The following is an 18,935-nucleotide window of genomic DNA, read 5'->3' on the forward strand; positions in this document are numbered from 1 at the left end:
GGAGATGGACATCGACACCACCACGGCGCCCACCGCCACGACCGACACGGACGGGCTCACCACGACCACCGTCGACGGCGTGCGCACCCTGCTGGCGCCCCGCTCCGGCCCCGTCACCGCGGGCCTCCTCTTCCGCGTGGGCCGCGCCGACGAGACCCTCGCCACCAGCGGGATCACCCACCTCGTCGAACACCTCGCCCTGCACCGGCACGGTCTGAGCGACCTCCACTACAACGGCGCGACCGCCGCCGCGCACACCCTCTTCGCCGTCACCGGCACCGCCTCCGAAGTGGTCGAGTACCTGAACGGGGTCTGCGCGGCCCTGCGCGACCTGCCGGTGGACCGGCTGGAGACCGAGAAGGAGATACTCCGCACGGAGGCCGCCGGCCGCGGCCGCGGACCCGGGCACGGCATGGACCTGTGGCGCTACGGCGCCCGCTCCTACGGCCTCGTCGACTACGCCGAGACGGGCCTGCCCGCCATCACCGCCGAGGACGTCCGCGACTGGGCCCGGACCCGGTTCACCGCCGAGAACGCGGTCCTGTGGATGACCACCGACACCCTCCCCGAGGGCCTGGACCTGACCCTCCCCGCCGGCGAGTGGCTCCGCGCCCCCGAGCCGACCTCGGCCCTGCCCACCACCCCGGCCTATTTCCACGGCGACGCGGGCGGAGTCGTGCTCACCTCGGTCCTGCCCCGGTCGACCGCGGCACGCCTGTTCGCCGAGGTCCTCGGCAAGGAGCTCTTCCGGGAGCTGCGCCAGAAGGGCGGCTACTCCTACACCGCCGCCGCCGAGTACCACCCGCGCGACACCGACCACGCCACCGTCACCGCCTACGCCGACGCCCTCCCGGCCAAGCAGGACGCACTGGTCGGCGCCTTCGTCGACGTCCTCGCGAAACTGCGGGCCGGCCGGATCGAACAGGCCGACCTGGACTCCGTACGGGCCTCCGCCCTGGCGCAGTTCGACAGCCCGGAGCTCGCCGCGGCGATGCTTCCGGGCACTGCCATGAACCTCCTGATGCGCCACCGCCACCTGGCCGTCGCCGGGGCGCGGGCCGAGATCGAGGCGGTCACCGTCGAGGACCTCCACCGCGTCGCACGGGAGCTGTGGGCGGACGCCCTCATGCAGGTGCCGGGCCGGGGCGTGGACTGGGCCGGCCTGACCGCCGCGCCCACCGCCTCGCCGGAGATCGTCAGCGGCCGGCGCCACTCCGCCGTGGAGGACGCGAGGGTCGCCCTGCTCGTCGCGAAGGACGGGATCAGTCTCGTCACGCCGAACGACCAGGTGACCGTGCGGTACGCCGACTGCGCCCTCCTGCAGGTCTTCCCGGACGGCGCCCGCCACCTCGTCGGCAACGACGGCTTCAGCATCACCGTCGAGCCGACGCTGTACCGCCTGACGTCCGACGCGCTCGCTCCGCTCGACGCCGGCGTTCCGCCCGCCTCGGTGGTCCGTATGCCGCCGCGCGACCCCGCCCGGATCCCGGAGCCGCCGAAGCCCGCGAAAGCGCCCGTCCGGCGCGCCTGGTTCACCGCTCTGCTGTGGATCCTCGGCATCCCGGCGATGCTGTCGGGCGGCGTGACCGCTCTGAGCGCGCTCCTCGTGACCCGGATGTACAGCGGGGAGGAGATCCCCCAGGAGTACGCCACGGTCCTGCTCGCCGGCATCATCGTCTCGGCGATGCTGCTGACGCCCTGGGGCATCTGCCTGCGGCGCCGCAGACAGGGCCTGAGCTGACGCCGGAGGGCCGGCACCCCGAGCGGGGTGCCGGCCCTCCGGCGTACGTGGTGGGACCGTCAGCGGCTGTGCTGGGAGTCCGCGACCGTGACCTCGACCCGCTGGAACTCCTTGAGCTCGCTGTAGCCGGTGGTGGCCATCGAACGGCGCAGCGCGCCGAAGATGTTCATCGAGCCGTCCGGGCTGTGCGAGGGACCGGTGAGGATCTCCTCGGTGGTGCCGACGGTGCCCAGGTCGACCTTCTTGCCGCGCGGCACGTCCTCGTGGACGGCCTCCATGCCCCAGTGGTTGCCCTTGCCGGGCGCGTCCGTGGCGCGGGCCAGCGGGGAGCCCATCATCACGGCGTCGGCGCCGCAGGCCACGGCCTTCGGGATGTCGCCCGACCAGCCCACGCCGCCGTCGGCGATGACGTGGACGTAGCGGCCGCCGGACTCGTCCATGTAGTCGCGGCGGGCCGCGGCCACGTCCGCGACGGCGGTCGCCATCGGGACCTGGATGCCGAGCACGTTGCGCGTGGTGTGCGCGGCGCCGCCGCCGAAGCCGACCAGCACGCCCGCGGCGCCGGTGCGCATCAGGTGCAGGGCCGCGGTGTAGGTGGCGCAGCCGCCGACGATGACCGGGACGTCGAGCTCGTAGATGAACTGCTTGAGGTTCAGCGGCTCGGCGGCGCCGGAGACGTGCTCGGCGGAGACGGTGGTGCCGCGGATGACGAAGATGTCCACGCCCGCGTCGACGACGGCCTTGGAGAACTCGGCGGTGCGCTGCGGGGAGAGCGCGGCGGCGGTGACGACGCCCGAGTCGCGCACCTCCTTGATGCGCTGCCGGATCAGGTCGGCCTGGATCGGCGCGGAGTAGATCTCCTGGAGGCGGCGGGTGGCCGACTCCTCGTCCAGCTCCGCGATCTCGTCGAGCAGCGGCTGCGGGTCCTCGTAGCGGGTCCACAGGCCTTCGAGGTTCAGCACGCCGAGGCCGCCGAGCTCACCGATGCGGATGGCGGTCTGCGGGGAGACGACCGAGTCCATGGGGGCGGCCAGGAAGGGGAGCTCGAAGCGGTACGCGTCGATCTGCCAGGCGATCGAGACCTCCTTCGGGTCCCGGGTACGCCGGCTCGGGACGATGGCGATGTCGTCGAACGCGTACGCCCTGCGGCCGCGCTTGCCGCGCCCGATCTCGATCTCAGTCACGTGTGGTGGCCTTTCCTCTGGGTCTGCCCGTCCAGTATCCCCGAACCCCGGCGGGCCGCGTTCCGGTGACCGCTGTACGGACGTCATGCGAGAGGGGCGGACCCGGTGACCCGGTCCGCCCCTCCGCGCCCGCGCCTGCTCAGCCCTTGCGGCTGTAGTTCGGGGCCTCGACGGTCATCTGAATGTCGTGCGGGTGGCTCTCCTTGAGGCCCGCCGAGGTGATGCGCACGAAGCGGCCGTTCTGCTGGAGCTCCGGCACGGTGCGCCCGCCCACGTAGAACATCGACTGGCGCAGGCCGCCGACGAGCTGGTGGACGACCGCGGACAGCGGGCCGCGGTAGGGCACCTGGCCCTCGATGCCCTCGGGGATGAGCTTGTCGTCGCCGCCCACGCCCTCCTGGAAGTAGCGGTCCTTGGAGAAGGAGCGCTGGTCGCCGCGGGACTGCATCGCGCCGAGCGAGCCCATGCCGCGGTAGGACTTGAACTGCTTGCCGTTGATGAAGAGCAGCTCGCCCGGGGACTCCTCGCAGCCCGCGAGCAGCGAGCCGAGCATCACCGTGTCGGCGCCCGCGACCAGGGCCTTCGCGATGTCGCCGGAGTACTGCAGACCGCCGTCGCCGATGACCGGGACGCCGGCCGCCTTGGCGGCGAGCGAGGCCTCGTAGATCGCGGTGACCTGCGGGACGCCGATGCCGGCGACGACGCGGGTGGTGCAGATGGAGCCGGGGCCGACGCCGACCTTGATGCCGTCGCAGCCGGCGTCGATCAGCGACTGGGCGCCGTCGCGGGTCGCGACGTTGCCGCCGATGACGTCGACCGCGGAGTTCGACTTGATCTTGGAGACCATGTCGCCGACCAGGCGGGAGTGGCCGTGGGCGGTGTCGACGACGATGAAGTCGGCGCCCGCCTCGATCAGGGCCTGGGCGCGCTCGTACGCGTCCCCGGCGACGCCGACGGCGGCGCCGACCAGGAGGCGGCCGTCCTTGTCCTTGGCGGCGTTCGGGTACTTCTCGGCCTTGACGAAGTCCTTGACCGTGATGAGGCCCTTGAGGATGCCCGCCTCGTCGACCAGCGGAAGCTTCTCGATCTTGTGGCGGCGCAGCAGCTCCATGGCGTCCACGCCCGAGATGCCGACCTTGCCGGTGACCAGCGGCATCGGGGTCATGACCTCGCGCACCTGGCGGCTGCGGTCCGACTCGAAGGCCATGTCGCGGTTGGTGACGATGCCGAGGAGCTTGCCGGCGGGGTCGGTGACCGGGACGCCGGAGATGCGGAACTTCGCGCAGAGCTCGTCGGCCTCGCGCAGGGTCGCGTCCGGGTGCACCGTGATCGGGTCGGTGACCATGCCGGACTCGGAGCGCTTGACGAGGTCGACCTGGTTGGCCTGGTCCGCGATGGACAGGTTGCGGTGCAGTACGCCGACGCCGCCCTGGCGGGCCATCGCGATGGCCATGCGGGCCTCGGTGACCTTGTCCATGGCGGCGGACAGCAGCGGGATGTTCACGCGCACGTTGCGGGAGATGAGGGAAGAGGTGTCGATGTCGTTCGGAGCCATGTCCGACGCGCCCGGCAGCAGCAGCACGTCGTCGTAGGTCAGTCCGAGCGTGGCGAATTTGTCGGGCACTCCGTCGGCAGTCATGACACCTTCCCAAATGGTCTTGCTCAGCGCGGATGTCCATGCTAACGGGATCCCGACGCGTCTCATTCCACGACCAAGGTCAACCGGAAGTTTCGTAGTTTCCTACGGGTGTGCCTACTGCTCAGCGAGCGCACGGAGCCGGCTGAGGGCCCGGTGCTGGGCCACGCGCACGGCTCCGGGAGACATCCCGAGCATCTGGCCGGTCTCCTCCGCGGTCAGCCCGACGGCCACCCGCAGTACGAGGAGTTCGCGCTGGTTCTCCGGAAGGTTCGCCAGCAGCTTCTTGGCCCAGGCGGCGTCGCTGCTGAGCAGCGCGCGCTCTTCCGGGCCCAGCGAGTCGTCCGGCCGCTCGGGCATCTCGTCCGACGGCACGGCCGTGCTGCCCGGGTGCCTCATGGCGGCCCGCTGCAGGTCGGCGACCTTGTGCGCGGCGATGGCGAAGACGAAGGCCTCGAAGGGCCGACCGGTGTCCCGGTAGCGCGGCAGCGCCATCAGGACGGCGACGCAGACCTCCTGCGCCAGGTCCTCCACGAAGTGGCGGGCGTCACCCGGGAGCCGGGACAGCCGGGTGCGGCAGTAGCGGATCGCCAGGGGGTGCACGAAGGCGAGCAGGTCGTGCGTGGCCTGCTCGTCACCCTCCACCGCCCGGCGTACGAGCGCGCTGACGCCTCCGGCACTGCCGCCTCCGGCGGCGCCGGTGGGGCCTGTGGCCGCAGGGGACCCCAGGGCCTCGTCGTCGCGCATCAGTCCATGGTGCCTTGGCGCCGGAGCATCCGCGGCACCGTGGCCCTTGTTGTGCGTCGAAGCGTTATGAGCGGGTGCGCCGGAACTCTTCATCTGCGCCCTCCCCTCCCGCTCGGCCGAATAGTCCCCGAGAGACTCCACACCCTCAAGGATGCGGCATCGCGCACGAAGCGAGACGTCCCCCGGATTGTGCCCCGCCAACCCCCGGGTGCGCACCGGGTACGGCGGGACAGGGCTACCGCGACGAGAAGAGGCGCCGGGAGGCGCCGGGCGACGGCAAGAGCGGCGCGCCGCCCCGTCCACCGGTGGCGGACGGGACCGCTCTCGACGATCCGCGGTCTGCGGCGGACCGGGCCGGGCCCGGCCGCTGCCGGGTCAGCGGACGAGACCCCAGCGGAAGCCGAGCGCCACGGCGTGCGCGCGGTCCGAGGCGCCGAGCTTCTTGAACAGCCGACGGGCGTGCGTCTTGACCGTGTCCTCGGAGAGGAAGAGCTCGCGCCCGATCTCCGCGTTGGACCGGCCGTGGCTCATGCCCTCCAGCACCTGGATCTCGCGCGCGGTGAGGGTGGGCGCGGCGCCCATCTCGGCGGAGCGGAGCCGGCGCGGGGCCAGTCGCCAGGTCGGGTCGGCGAGGGCCTGGGTGACCGTGGCCCGCAGCTCGGCGCGCGAGGCGTCCTTGTGCAGGTAGCCGCGGGCGCCGGCGGCGACCGCGAGGGCCACGCCGTCCAGGTCCTCGGCGACCGTCAGCATGATGATGCGGGCGCCGGGGTCGGCCGAGAGGAGGCGGCGGACCGTCTCCACACCGCCGAGCCCGGGCATCCGAACATCCATCAGGATCAGGTCGGAGCGGTCGGCACCCCAGCGGCGGAGGACTTCCTCGCCGTTGGCAGCCGTCGTCACACGCTCGACGCCGGGCACGGTGGCAACCGCGCGACGGAGCGCCTCTCGGGCAAGCGGGGAGTCGTCGCAGACGAGGACGGATGTCATGACCGCCCTCCGCAGCTGCTGATGCGCGTCACCTTGAGCCTCCAGGCTGGTACGTATCGTCACCTGTGCGGTCGATGCTCCCGGACACCTGTCCGAGAACTTGTGGGTTCAACCGCCTTCGCACTCTCAACGATGGTCACTCGAAAGAGTTACGGGTCGGACGGACACCTTCGGCACTCTACGTGAGGAAGCGATCACTGCGGTGGAGGCGCAAGCGGCCTGTCCTCCATCTGGAGCTATGCCCTATTTGGCGGCTTTCCTTCCGTTTGGCACGTGTCTGAGGCTAGATTCCCAATGAGTCATATTTACATCTACTCCGACAGTAGGTGTGGAGACCCTTGGAGACATGGACCGTATCCGCCTCAGTACCGGCACCAAGAGGACTACCAATGGCAGATTTCTCCCGCCTCCCCGGACCGAACGCCGACCTCTGGGACTGGCAGCTGCTAGCCGCCTGCCGCGGGGTCGACAGCTCCCTCTTCTTCCACCCGGAGGGCGAGCGGGGCGCGGCCAGGAGCGCGCGCGAGGCCTCGGCTAAAGAGGTCTGCATGCGATGCCCGGTTCGTTCGGAATGCGCCGCGCACGCACTCGCCGTCCGTGAGCCCTACGGAGTGTGGGGCGGCCTCACCGAGGACGAACGCGAGGAACTGATGGGCCGCGCCCGGCACCGACTCATCCCCGCGTCGAGTGCGATCGGACCGACCGCGCCGCACTGAGAGCCGACCGAACGACGGAAGGAACGTTTCCTCTGCGCCACCTGCACGCCGGGCGTGTCGCCGCCCGGCCCGGGTTTCACACGTTCGGCCGTACGCGTGCCCCGCGCGTGCGGCCGGTAGCCGCGCACGGCCGGCTCGTGCTCCTGCGGGCGGTCAGCGCGTGGCCGCGCGCTCCAGCTCGGCCAGGGTCGCGGCCACGGCCGGCACCCGGGCCAGGTCGGGCAGGGTCAGCGCCACGACCTCCCGCTCGACGGCCGGCTCCACGACGAGCGTGCTGACGCCCTTGGCCCGTACGGACTCCACCGCGAGCTCCGGCAGTACCGCCACGCCCAGCCCCGCGCCGACCAGGCCGACCACCGCCGGATAGTCGTCGGTGGCGAAGTCGATGCGCGGGGTGAATCCCGCGTCCTCGCACACCTCCACCAGATGGCGGCGGCAGCGCGGGCAGCCCGCGATCCAGGGCTCGTCGGCCAGCTCCGCCATGCCCACGCGCTCCGCCCCGGCCAGCGCGTGCCCCTCGGGGACCAGCCCCACGAGCCGGTCGGTCAGCAGCGGCCGCACCACGAGGTCCTCCCACTCGGCCGCGGATCCGGCGGACCCGCCGTAGCGGAAGGCCAGTGCCAGATCGCAGTCGCCCTCGCGCAGCATCTCCACGGACCGCGGCGGCTCGGCCTCGACCAGCGAGATACGGGTTCCGGGGTGCTCGGCACGCATCGCCGCGAGCGCGGTCGGCACCAGGGTGGAGCTGCCGCTGGGGAAGGACACGAGCCGTACCCGGCCCGCGCGCAGCCCGGCGATGGCCGCGACCTCCTCCTCGGCGGCGGTCAGCCCGGCCAGGATCCCGGCGGCATGCCGGACCAGGGCCTCCCCGGCCTGGGTCAGCCGCATCTCGCGGCCGGTGCGGATGAGCAGTGGGGTGCCGGCCGACTGCTCCAGCGCCTTCATCTGCTGGGAGACGGCGGGCTGGGTGCAGCCGAGTTCGCGCGCGGCGGCGGAGAAGGATCCGGTCCCGGCTACGGCGCGCAGTACCCGGAGATGACGTGCCTCGATCACCCTTCGAGCATAAGGCCCTCTTTGACCGTCGCGCGAATACCTCTGTGACGCTTTGGGGCCGCCCGGTTAGCCTGTGCCCATGGGTCCCATGCATCTGATCTCCGTGAACGTCGGCACCGCCACGCCTTCCGAGTACACCGACGCGGAGAGCGGGGTGACGGGCATCGGCAAGCGCCCCGTCCCCGGCCCGGTCCGCGTCTTCGCCCCCGGCGACAAGGCCAGCGGCCTCGGCAGCGGCCTGGAGGGCGACGCCATCTGCAACCGGCGCCACCACGGCGGCGACCACCAGGCCGTCTACGCGTACGCCCGCGAGGACCTGGACCTGTGGGAGCGGGAGCTGGGCCGCGAGCTGCCCGGCGGGCTCTTCGGCGAGAACTTCACGACGTCCGGCATCGACCTGAACACCGCACGGCTCGGCGACCGCTGGCGGGTCGGCGCGGACCTCGTCCTCGAAGTGGCCTCGGCCCGCATCCCGTGCCGCACCTTCCAGGGGGCGCTGGGCGAGGCGGGCTGGGTCAGGCGGTTCACCCAGGAGGCCCGGCCGGGCGCGTACCTCCGGGTGATCCAGGAGGGTTCCGTCTCCCCCGGCGACAGCATCGAGATCATCCACCGGCCGGACCACGACGTGACGGTGCAGCTCTGGTTCCGCGCCTTCACCACCGAGCGCACGCTGCTGCCCAGCACCCTGGCCGCGGGTGCGGCGATGGAGCCCGAGGCGCACGAGACCGTGCGCCGGTACGTGGAGAAGTACGGGACCGGGGCCGGGGCGCGATAACGCTGTCATCCGGGGCGGCTAGGTTGCGCCTATGACGACTGCGTTGATTACGGGATCCACGGCGGGCATCGGCGCCGCCTTCGCCCGGCGGCTGGCCGCCCAGGGGCACAACCTCGTGCTGGTGGCGCGCGACGCCAGGCGCCTCGGCGAGCAGGCCACGGAGCTGCACGACCTGCACGGCATCGAGGCCGAGGTACTGGTCGCCGACCTGTCCACCGAGGGGGGCATCGCGTCGGTCGAGAAACGCCTCGGCGACCGCACCCACCCCGTGGACCTGCTGGTCAACAATGCGGGCTTCGGCAACAAGGGCCGCTACCTCGAGGTCTCCATGGCCGACGAGCTGACCATGCTCAAGGTGCACGTCGAGGCGGTGCTGCGGCTGACCTCGGCGGCATCGGAGTCGATGCGCTCGCGCGGCCGCGGCGGCGTGATCAACGTGGCCTCGGTGGCCGCCTTCGTACCCCGCGGCACGTACGGGGCCAGCAAGGCCTGGGTCGTGCAGTTCACCCAGGGCGCGGCGCGGGACATGGCGGGCTCCGGGGTCCGGCTGATGGCGCTGTGCCCCGGCTTCGTGCGGACGGAGTTCCACCAGCGCGCCGGCATGGGCACGGACAACATCCCCGGCTGGATGTGGCTGGACGCCGACAAGCTGGTGGCCGCGGCGCTGGCCGACCTGGCGCGCGGGAAGACGGTGTCCGTCCCGGACCCGCGGTACAAGGCGCTGATGGGCGTGGTGAAGCTGACGCCGCGCGGGCTGCTGGGCGGGGTGTCCTCGCGCACGGGCCGCAAGTACGGGCCCCAGTAGCGTTCGTGACCCGCCGGTAAGCCTCCGTCGAAGCCCCCACCGAAACCGCCAAACGGGCGAACTCTCCCTAAACTGGACATGTCCCATCTCCAGAGGGAGGCGACGCGATGACATTCGTACAAGTGATCGATTACGAGACGACGCGGTTCGATGAGATGAACGCGCTCATCGACCGCTGGGCGGAACAGAGCAGCGGCAGGCGCACCGCCACGCACACGATGATCGGCCAGGACCGCGAGGCCCGGAACCACTACGTGGACATGGTGGAATTCGCTTCGTACGAGGAGGCGATGAGGAACTCTCAGCTCCCCGAGACGGACCGGATGTTCCAGGAGATGGTGTCCCTCTGCGAGGGGATGCCGAAGTTCATGAACCTCGACGTCGTCCGCGACGAGCACCTCAACAAGCAGCTCGCGAACCGGGTGTTCCAGGAAGCCGCCATGGCCGGCGACATGAGCGTCCTCGACGAGTGCTTCGCGGTGAACTACATCGACCACGACGCCAGCAAGGAGGAGTCCACCGTCATCGGACGCGAGGGCATGCGCTCGGACATGGAGACGTGGCGCGCGGCCTTCGACATGACCTTCGAGCCGACGGCCCAGGTGGCCGAGGGCGACATGGTCACGACGGTGTGGAACTGGCGCGGCGCCCACAAGGGAGAGTTCATGGGGGTCGCACCGACCGGGAAGACGTACGAGATGTCCGGGACGACGACCTTCCGGTGCCAGGACGGAGAGATCACCGAGGGCTGGTGGCACTACAACCCCGGAGCCCTGCAACGCCAGATGGGCGGGACCGGAACGCCCTACGGAACCTGAGGCCCGAACACGGGGAAGGCCCCGCTCCGCGACTGCGGAACGGGGCCTTCGACGTGGAGCGCGATCAGTGGCTGTGGCCGTGACCGTGGCCGTGACCGGCGTCGCCCTCGTCCTCCGCCGGCTTCTCGACGACCAGGGTCTCGGTCGTGAGCAGCAGGGAGGCGATGGAGGCGGCGTTCTCCAGCGCGGAACGGGTGACCTTCACCGGGTCGATGACGCCGGCCTTGACCAGGTCGCCGTACTCGCCGGTGGCGGCGTTGAAGCCCTGGCCCTTGTCGAGCTCGGAGACCTTCGAGGTGATGACGTAGCCCTCGAGGCCCGCGTTCTCGGCGATCCAGCGCAGCGGCTCGACGGCGGCGCGGCGCACGACCGCGACACCGGTGGCCTCGTCGCCCGACAGGCCGAGGTTGCCCTCGAGGACCTTGACGGCGTGGACGAGCGCGGAGCCACCGCCGGAGACGATGCCCTCCTCGACCGCGGCGCGGGTCGCCGAGATGGCGTCCTCGAGACGGTGCTTCTTCTCCTTGAGCTCCACCTCGGTGGCGGCGCCGACCTTGATGACGCAGACGCCGCCGGCGAGCTTCGCCAGGCGCTCCTGCAGCTTCTCGCGGTCCCAGTCCGAGTCCGTGGACTCGATCTCGGCCTTGATCTGGTTGACGCGACCGACGACTTCCTCGTGGCTGCCGCCACCGTCGACGATGGTCGTGTCGTCCTTGGAGATGGTGACGCGGCGGGCGGAGCCCAGTACGTCCAGACCGGCCTGGTCGAGCTTGAGGCCGACCTCTTCGGCGATGACGGTGGCACCGGTGAGGGTGGCCATGTCCTGCAGCATCGCCTTGCGGCGGTCACCGAAGCCCGGGGCCTTGACGGCCACCGCGTTGAAGGTGCCGCGGATCTTGTTGACGACGAGGGTGGAGAGCGCCTCGCCCTCGACGTCCTCGGCGATGATCAGCAGCGGCTTGGAGCCACCCGCCTGGATGACCTTCTCCAGCAGCGGCAGGAGGTCCTGGATGGAGGAGATCTTGCCCTGGTTGATCAGGATGTACGGGTCGTCGAGGACGGCCTCCATACGCTCCTGGTCGGAGACCATGTACGGGGAGAGGTAGCCCTTGTCGAAGGCCATGCCCTCGGTGAACTCCAGCTCCAGGCCGAAGGTGTTGGACTCCTCGACGGTGATGACACCGTCCTTGCCGACCTTGTCCATCGCCTCGGCGATGAGCTCGCCGACCTGCGAGTCCTGCGCGGAGAGCGCGGCCACGGCGGCGATGTCGGACTTGTCCTCGATCGGGCGGGCGGTCGCGAGGAGCTCCTCGGAGACCGCCTTGACCGCGGCGTCGATGCCCTTCTTCAGGGCGGCCGGGGAAGCACCCGCGGCGACGTTGCGCAGACCCTCGCGGACCAGCGCCTGGGCCAGCACGGTGGCGGTGGTGGTGCCGTCACCCGCGATGTCGTTGGTCTTGGTCGCCACCTCCTTCACGAGCTGCGCGCCCAGGTTCTCGTACGGGTCGTCCAGCTCGACCTCGCGGGCGATGGTGACACCGTCGTTGGTGATGGTGGGGGCGCCGAACTTCTTGTCGATGACGACGTTGCGGCCCTTGGGGCCGATCGTCACCTTGACCGTGTCGGCAAGCTTGTTGACGCCGCGCTCGAGGGCGCGACGGGCGTCCTCGTCGAACTTCAGGATCTTCGCCATGGGAGCGGTTCAGCCCTCTCGAAAACTCGGGTTTAACGAGCTACGCCCCTCGCCGCCCGGCAATCAGCGGGGTGACCAGGGGCGTAGCTCAAAGCAGTGCTGTGAAGCGAAATTACTTCTCGACGATCGCGAGCACGTCGCGAGCCGAGAGGACGAGGTACTCCTCGCCGCTGTACTTCACTTCGGTGCCGCCGTACTTGCTGTACAGCACGATGTCGCCGACGGTGACGTCCAGCGGGAGACGCTGGCCGTCCTCGAAGCGACCCGGACCGACCGCGAGGACGACGCCCTCCTGGGGCTTCTCCTTCGCGGTGTCCGGGATGACCAGGCCGGAGGCCGTGGTCTGCTCGGCGTCGAGCGGCTGGACCACAATGCGGTCCTCAAGCGGCTTGATGGCAACCTTGGAGCTGGCGGTCGTCACGATCCGACCTCCCCCTTCGGAGATCCGGGGTTAACTGTCTGAGGTGGCGACCAGGTCGATCCGTCGTCGCGGGTGCCGGACCTGCCTGTCGCTGTGTTGGCACTCACCTGGGGTGAGTGCCAGGTGCGAGACTATTCCGGCGATTAGCACTCGGTCAAGCGGAGTGCCAATTCCCGACCCCCGGGCGTTGCGCGGAGCCCGACCCGATCCCCGAAAACTCCCTTACGCGCACACGTTCGAGATCAGTACTGTCCCGGACATGACCAGGACAAACTCCGGTGTGCGGTGGGTGCACGCCGTCCCGATCGCCATCGGGCTCGCCGTAGGGATCTGGATGTTCCACGCGGCCGTACCGCGGCTCATCACCCAGCTGACGGGTGTGGACGGCAGGTTCAGCGCGGAGCGGTGCGTGTGGGGTGAGCCGGATTCCGATGGGGACCGCACGATGACGTGCGCGGGATCCTTCACCGCCGCCGACGGATCGTTCACCCTCCCCGGGATCAGGATCGACGGCGTCTTCGACGAGCGGCCGCAGGCGCCGGTGGCCGCCCGCGTCAGCGGACCCGAGGCCGACCAGGCCGTACAGATGAGCATCCTCACCTCCCTCGCGCCCATGGGCCTGGGCCTGACCGCCTTCGCCTTCCCGGCCTGGGCGTTGACGGCAGCCGCCCGCGACATCCTGTCCCCTGCGAGGCGCTCGGCAGCGTGAATCCGCCCCGTTCCCGCACGAGGGCCTGCTCGGCCCCTGCGGGTACGCCACGCCACCGCTCCGAAACAGGGGCATCCCCCTGCGTGTCCGCGGCCGAGGGGAGTGGGGACGTGCCGGGGTGTCCCCGCAGGACGAGCGCGCGACCACCGGGTACGGCCGAGACACCCCGCACGCGCCGAGCCGAGGAGACACTCCGGCGGCGGCCCCGCTCCCCGACCGGACCGACCCCGCCGCGCCGCCCGCAGGGCACCCCGCGCCACGGACCGACCGATCCGACCCGGCCGAGCCGGAACGAGCCGCACCGCCGAGCCGCCCGCAGGGCCGCCCGCAGGACACCCGGTTCGGGCGGTATGTGACGCTTGAGCCGTGCGCATCCTCGTGGTCGAAGACGAAGAGAACCTCGCCGAGTCCCTGCGGTGCGGCCTGTCCGCCGACGGACACCTGGTCGACGTCGCGCACGACGGCCACCGCGGCCTGGACCTCGCCCTCGCCGGCGGCCCGTACGACGTCGTCCTGCTCGACCTGATGCTCCCGGGTCCCGGCGGCCACGCCATCTGCACCCGCATGCGCTCCCACGGCGACACCACCCCCGTCCTGATGCTCACCGCCAAGGACGGCGAGTACGACGAGGCCGAGGGGCTGGACGCCGGCGCCGACGACTACCTCACCAAGCCGTTCTCCTTCGTGGTCCTGGCCGCCCGGATCCGGGCGCTCGCCCGCCGCGCCGGAGCCTGCGACCGCGGCACCCTGCAGGCCGGCGACCTCGTCCTGGACCCGCGCGGCCGCCGCTGCCGCCGCGGCGACCGGGACATCGAGCTCACCGCCCGCGAACTCGGCGTACTCGCCTGCCTGATGGAGCAGCCCGGCCGCGCCGTCGCCAAGCAGGACATCCTGGACGAGGTCTGGGACACCCCGCAGGACATCGACCCGAACATCGTCGAGGTGTACGTCTCCTCGCTGCGCAAGAAGATCGACGCCCCCTTCGGCCGCCGCTCCATCCGCACCGTCCACGGCACCGGCTACCGGATGGCCCCCGACGGTGGCTAGCCGACCCGGGATCCGGGCGCGCACCGCCGCGGCCGCAGCCCTCGCCATGGCCGCGGTACTGGCCGCCGGCGGGCTGTGGCTGCACTCCCTGCTGCGGGCCAACCTCCTCGACAACACCACCGGCCGCACCGAACTCGCCGCCCTCAGGGCCGCCGCCCAGCTCGACGCCCGGACCCCGCCGCCGCCCGGCGGGCGGCTGCCCGCCCCCGAGAACGGCGTGGACCTGGTCCTCGTACGGGACGCAGCCGGCCGGACCGTCGCCGCGACCGGCGGCGACCCGCGGCACACCCCCGACCTGGACGGCGCGCCGCACCCCGGCCCCGGGGAGGACTCCCGCTCGGCCGTACTCCCGCCCGAGCACCCCGGCGGGCACCGGCGCGCGGTGGTCGCCGTCGCGGCGCCCGGAGGGCACACGGTGTACGCAATGACCGTGCTCGGCGACGTCGACGACGCGACCCGGGCCGTCGCCGCCGGACTGCTGGCGGGCGCTCCCCCGCTGATCGGCTTCGCCGCGGCGCTGGCCTGGTGGGTGACCGGCCGCGCGCTGCGCCCGGTGGACGCCATCCGCACCGAGCTGGCGTCGGTGACCGCCAGCGAGCTGGACCGGCGGGTCCCCGACCCCGGCGGGGCGGACGAGATCGCGCAGCTTGCCCGGACCGTCAACGCCACCCTCGACCGGCTGGAGCGCTCCGACGCCCGGCAGCGGCAGTTCACCGCGGACGCCTCGCACGAGCTGCGCAATCCGCTGGCGGCCGTACGGTCCCGGCTGGAGGTGGCGCTGGCGGCGGACCGCCCCGACCGCGAGTCGGTCGTGGCCGCGCTGGCCGAAACCGACCGGCTGCAGCGGATCGCGGCGGACCTGCTGCTGCTGGCCCGCCTCGACGGCGGGCCGCCGCCCCGGACCGAGCCGGTGGACCTGGCGCTGCTCGCCGCGGAGGACGTGGCCCGCCGGGGCGGTGCCCGGGTCTCGCTACGGCTGGACGCGCGGGCGCCCGTACCGGCGGCCGGGGACCCGCCGAGGCTGGAGCGGGCGCTGGCCAACCTGGTGGACAACGCCCTGCGGCACGCCCGCTCGCAGGTCGCCGTCCGGGCGGCCGAGGAGGACGGCTGGGCGGTGCTGGAGGTCACGGACGACGGCCCCGGCATCCCGGACGCGGACCGGGACCGGGTCTTCGAGCGGTTCGTACGGCTCGACGCGGACCGCAGCCGGGCCGGCGGCGGCACCGGCCTCGGCCTGGCCATCGCCCGGGAGATCGCGCGGGCGCACGGGGGCGACGTACGCGCGCTGCCGGCGCCGGCCGGGGGCGCACGGCTGGTGCTGCGGATCCGGTAGCGGGGCGGGGCCCCGGGCGGCAGCCCTGAACGCCCCTTCAGGAACCTCAGGATTCCTTCAGCGGGCCTCCCCCACCATCGACTGGCATGAGCGCGCACCGGAGGAAGACGACGACCCGACGCCGCCCCCCGTCCCGCCGCCGGCGGCCGGTCCGCACGCTGCTGGTCGCGACCTGCGCGCTGGCGGTGATGGCCGGCGGGGGCGCCTGGTACCTGTACCGGGACCTGGCCGCCGGAATCGGCAGTTCCAAGGCCCTCGAAGGAGCCGAGAAGTCGAAGTTCGGCGACACCAACATCCTGCTCATCGGCCTGGACAGCCGCCGGGATCAGAACGGCGAGAAACTGCCCGCAGAGGTCCTCGACCAACTGCACGCCGGCGGTTCGGACATCGGCGGCTACAACGCGAACACCCTGATCCTGCTGCACGTGCCGGGGGACGGCAGCCGGGCGAAGGCCTTCTCGGTGCCGCGCGACGACTTCGTCGACATACCCGGCCACGGCAAGGACAAGATCAAGAAGGCGTACGGGCTGGCGAAGGCCCGGAAGGAGGGGCAGCTCGCCGCAGCGGGCGTGAAGGACTCCCGGCAGCTGGAACGGGAGGGCCGGGAGGCGGGGCGAGCGGCCCAGATCGCGACGGTGCGCGCCTTCCTGGGGGTGCCGGTCGATCACTTCGCCGAGCTGAACCTGGCCGGTTTCCACCACCTCGCGGACGCGCTGGGCGGCGTACCGGTGTGCCTGAACAAGGCGGTCAAGGACCCGTACTCGGGCGCCGACTTCCCGGCCGGCCCGCAGACCCTCGACGGCCGGCAGTCGCTCGCCTTCGTGCGCCAGCGGCACGGTCTGGACGGCGGCGACCTGGACCGGACGAAGCGGCAGCAGGCGTTCCTCGCGGGTGCGACGAAGAAGCTGAACTCGGCCGGGACCTTCACCGACCCGGTGAAGCTGATCAAGCTGATCGACGTCGCGAAACAGGACGTGGTGACCGACCAGGGGTGGGACCTGGCGGCGTTCGTGAAGCAGGCGAAGAGCCTGTCCGGCGGCAGGGTGCAGTTCACGACACTCCCCGTCGAGCGCTTCGGAAGGAACCTTGGGGAGGACATCAACGTCGTAGATGATATGAAGATAAAGCGCCTCATTGCAGAGCAGATCGGACCCAAGGCTTCCGCAAGCCCCGGCGCGCCGAGCGCCCCGGCGAGCGGGCCCGGCGCGCCCGGCTCCGCACCGGGGGCGCGTGAGGCGTCACCCCCACCGGCCTCTTCGCCCTCCCCGAAGGACGGCGGCGGCATCCCGTGCGTGGACTGAGGCCCCTGACGACGGCGGGCGCCCGCCGCCGCACCGAGGCGCTGCTCCTCGTCTTCGTCATCGTCATCGCCGTCTTCGGGCACGCCGCCGCTGGCCTCGCCATGAACGGCGAGCTCCCGCCCAACCTCGCCGACTTCACCATCTCCATGACGCTGCTGGCGCTGGTGGGGCACCTGGGCGTGCGCCGCTTCGCGGCCTACGCGGATCCGCTGGTCTTCCCGCTCGCCATGCTGCTGACCGGGCTGGGGCTGGTACTGATCCACCGGCTCGACCAGGGCTACATCGAGCGGTGGAACTCCGAAGCCAACGCCCCGGGCCAGCTGCTGTGGACGGTGGTCGGCGTCGCCGCGTGCATCGCTGTACTGGCCCTGCTGCGTGACCACCGGCTGCTCCAGCGGTTCATCTACATCACGATGGCGGTCGCGCTGGTGCTGCTGATCGCGCCGGCGTTCTTCGGCGCGGACACGTACGGCGCCAAGCGGTGGATCATCCTCTTCGGCTTCTCGATCCAGCCCGGCGAGTTCGTGAAGATCATGATCGCGATCTTCTTCGCCGGCTACCTGGTCATCCACCGCGACTCGCTGGCCCTGACGGGCCGCAAGTTCCTCGGCATGCGGCTGCCACCGATGCGCCAGCTCGGACCCATCATCACGGTGTGGATCCTCTCGATGCTGGTGCTGGTCTTCGAGCGGGACCTGGGCACGTCGCTGATCTTCTTCGGCGTCTTCGTGGTGATGCTGTACGTCGCCACCGAGCGCACCAGCTGGATCGTGTGCGGGCTGCTCATGGCCTCGGCGGGCGCCTTCGTGGTCGGCTCGACGGAACCGCACGTCAAGGCGCGCGTGGCGGCCTGGCTGAACCCGCTCTCCGTCTACTGGGAAACCCCTCCCCCGGGCGTCACCTCGGACCAGTCGGCGCAGGCGCTCTTCAGCTTCGGCACGGGCGGCATCTCCGGGACCGGCCTCGGCATGGGACACCCCGAGCTGATCAAGTTCGCCGGCCGCAGCGACTTCATCCTCACCACCGTGGGCGAGGAACTGGGCCTGGCCGGGGTCATGGCCGTCCTGATCCTCTACGCGCTCCTCGTGCAGCGCGGCCTGCGGATGGCGCTCGGCGCCCGCGACCCCTTCGGCAAACTGCTGGCGGTCGGCCTCGCCTCGGCGCTGGCGCTCCAGGTCTTCGTGGTCGCCGGAGGCGTCACGGGCCTGATCCCCCTGACGGGCAAGGCACTGCCCTTCCTGGCCAAGGGCGGCTCGTCCCTCCTGGCCAACTGGATCATGATCGCCCTCCTTCTGCGCATCAGCGACAGCGCGGAACGCCAACGCGAGGCGGACGCCCGAGGCCCGGCGGAAACGACGATCACCCCGGTGGTGCAGGTGTAGGGGGTACGGGGCTCCGCACACCCGGCGCCTTCACCCCCGCGACCCCACCACCCCGGGCCGGTGGCTGCCCACCCACCCCCGGGCGCGGCGGGGTCGGAGCGCGGCGGGTGGGGGTGTGGGCGGGGGTGGGAGGTGGGCGGGGGTGGGAGGTGCGGGGTGGTGTGGGGCGGCGGGGTCTGCGCGGGGCGGCATCAGAGATGGTTTGGGGGTTTCCCGTCAGTCCCATCGTCTCTCCGGTTCGTGCCGGCCCCTCAAGGGCGCTCCTTCGTCGCGTCGCTTCGCGATGTCGCTGCGCTCCACCCTTGACCGCCCGTCCCGCCCCGGAAATACGAGGACAGCCGGGAACCCCCCAAAGGAACGGGCCGGTCTCAGATTTCAGGGACGGGGCGTCGGAGAGGCCCGGGCGGGGGCCCGGAGCGCCCCAAATCGCTACGCGCTCCTGTCGTGAAGCGTCTGCGAGCCGTCAGGGGCTGGACATAAGCCGCCATCGATCGCTACGCGCTCCTCGATCACGCGACTGCAGACCGTCTGGGGCTGGTAATAGGCCGCAGAGGCCCGATTCGCTCCTCATGGAGGGCGCCCGAAGG

Annotated in this window: 17 protein-coding genes; 10 read left to right on the plus strand and 7 right to left on the minus strand. The window is 71.6% G+C overall.

The window, feature by feature from the left end; genetic code table 11:
- Positions 1-4: 4 nt before the first annotated feature.
- Positions 5-1,741, plus strand: coding sequence for an insulinase family protein (locus tag OHA91_RS15445; protein WP_328739468.1), 1,737 nt, complete (start codon positions 5-7; stop codon positions 1,739-1,741).
- Positions 1,742-1,800: 59 nt separating this feature from the next.
- Here OHA91_RS15445 and OHA91_RS15450 read toward each other — a convergent pair whose 3' ends face one another.
- The 4 genes from OHA91_RS15450 to OHA91_RS15465 all read right to left on the minus strand — a co-directional run bounded on the left by OHA91_RS15450 (position 1,801) and on the right by OHA91_RS15465 (position 6,295).
- Entirely contained in the window at positions 1,801-2,925 is a 1,125-nt protein-coding gene (locus OHA91_RS15450) for a GuaB3 family IMP dehydrogenase-related protein (RefSeq protein ID WP_031147860.1), read from the minus strand.
- A 139-nt stretch (positions 2,926-3,064) separates the two neighbouring features.
- Complete coding sequence (gene guaB / locus OHA91_RS15455; protein WP_031147859.1) at positions 3,065-4,564, minus strand: IMP dehydrogenase; 1,500 nt, start codon at positions 4,562-4,564, stop codon at positions 3,065-3,067.
- 114 nt (positions 4,565-4,678) lie between these two features.
- On the minus strand, positions 4,679-5,308 hold the full coding sequence (locus OHA91_RS15460; protein WP_030659530.1) for a sigma-70 family RNA polymerase sigma factor: 630 nt from the start codon (positions 5,306-5,308) through the stop codon (positions 4,679-4,681).
- Between the two features lie 375 nt (positions 5,309-5,683).
- Positions 5,684-6,295, minus strand: a complete 612-nt coding sequence (locus tag OHA91_RS15465) for a response regulator transcription factor (RefSeq protein WP_003948568.1) — start codon at positions 6,293-6,295, stop codon at positions 5,684-5,686.
- Positions 6,296-6,684: 389 nt separating this feature from the next.
- Between OHA91_RS15465 and OHA91_RS15470 the strand changes: the two genes are divergently transcribed.
- Positions 6,685-7,011, plus strand: a complete 327-nt coding sequence (locus OHA91_RS15470) for a WhiB family transcriptional regulator (protein WP_030960963.1) — start codon at positions 6,685-6,687, stop codon at positions 7,009-7,011.
- A 153-nt stretch (positions 7,012-7,164) separates the two neighbouring features.
- Here OHA91_RS15470 and OHA91_RS15475 read toward each other — a convergent pair whose 3' ends face one another.
- A complete protein-coding gene (locus tag OHA91_RS15475) occupies positions 7,165-8,064 on the minus strand; it encodes a LysR family transcriptional regulator (protein ID WP_031147857.1) in 900 nt (299 codons plus the stop codon).
- A gap of 88 nt (positions 8,065-8,152) precedes the next feature.
- Here OHA91_RS15475 and OHA91_RS15480 point away from each other — a divergent pair, with 88 nt between their 5' ends.
- The 3 genes from OHA91_RS15480 (at position 8,153) to OHA91_RS15490 (ending at position 10,462) form a co-directional block, all read left to right on the plus strand.
- Complete coding sequence (locus OHA91_RS15480; protein WP_031147855.1) at positions 8,153-8,839, plus strand: MOSC domain-containing protein; 687 nt, start codon at positions 8,153-8,155, stop codon at positions 8,837-8,839.
- A gap of 31 nt (positions 8,840-8,870) precedes the next feature.
- On the plus strand, positions 8,871-9,644 hold the full coding sequence (locus OHA91_RS15485) for an SDR family NAD(P)-dependent oxidoreductase (protein WP_031147854.1): 774 nt from the start codon (positions 8,871-8,873) through the stop codon (positions 9,642-9,644).
- Positions 9,645-9,751: 107 nt separating this feature from the next.
- Positions 9,752-10,462, plus strand: coding sequence for an ester cyclase (locus tag OHA91_RS15490; protein ID WP_328739476.1), 711 nt, complete (start codon positions 9,752-9,754; stop codon positions 10,460-10,462).
- Between the two features lie 64 nt (positions 10,463-10,526).
- Here the strand turns inward: OHA91_RS15490 and groL are convergent, their stop codons facing one another.
- Together groL and groES are read right to left on the minus strand one after the other, a co-directional pair.
- Entirely contained in the window at positions 10,527-12,155 is a 1,629-nt protein-coding gene (gene groL / locus OHA91_RS15495; RefSeq protein WP_031147852.1) for a chaperonin GroEL, read from the minus strand.
- 112 nt (positions 12,156-12,267) lie between these two features.
- Positions 12,268-12,576 (minus strand): co-chaperone GroES, encoded by a 309-nt coding sequence (gene groES / locus OHA91_RS15500; RefSeq protein WP_030011064.1) that lies wholly within the window; start codon positions 12,574-12,576, stop codon positions 12,268-12,270.
- A 259-nt stretch (positions 12,577-12,835) separates the two neighbouring features.
- Here groES and OHA91_RS15505 point away from each other — a divergent pair, with 259 nt between their 5' ends.
- The 5 genes from OHA91_RS15505 (at position 12,836) to OHA91_RS15525 (ending at position 18,348) form a co-directional block, all read left to right on the plus strand.
- A complete protein-coding gene (locus OHA91_RS15505; protein ID WP_158714737.1) occupies positions 12,836-13,285 on the plus strand; it encodes a hypothetical protein in 450 nt (149 codons plus the stop codon).
- A gap of 366 nt (positions 13,286-13,651) precedes the next feature.
- Entirely contained in the window at positions 13,652-14,332 is a 681-nt protein-coding gene (locus OHA91_RS15510) for a response regulator transcription factor (RefSeq protein WP_031147849.1), read from the plus strand.
- A complete protein-coding gene (locus tag OHA91_RS15515) occupies positions 14,325-15,665 on the plus strand; it encodes a sensor histidine kinase (RefSeq protein WP_328739480.1) in 1,341 nt (446 codons plus the stop codon). Before OHA91_RS15510 ends, OHA91_RS15515 begins: the two co-directional genes overlap by 8 nt.
- An 86-nt stretch (positions 15,666-15,751) precedes the next feature.
- Positions 15,752-16,966 (plus strand): LCP family protein, encoded by a 1,215-nt coding sequence (locus OHA91_RS15520; RefSeq protein WP_031147846.1) that lies wholly within the window; start codon positions 15,752-15,754, stop codon positions 16,964-16,966.
- A complete protein-coding gene (locus tag OHA91_RS15525; RefSeq protein ID WP_037631768.1) occupies positions 16,954-18,348 on the plus strand; it encodes an FtsW/RodA/SpoVE family cell cycle protein in 1,395 nt (464 codons plus the stop codon). Before OHA91_RS15520 ends, OHA91_RS15525 begins: the two co-directional genes overlap by 13 nt.
- Positions 18,349-18,935 lie beyond the last annotated feature (587 nt).

This window comes from Streptomyces erythrochromogenes (genome assembly GCF_036170895.1).
Taxonomy (GTDB): Bacteria; Actinomycetota; Actinomycetes; order Streptomycetales; family Streptomycetaceae; genus Streptomyces; species Streptomyces erythrochromogenes.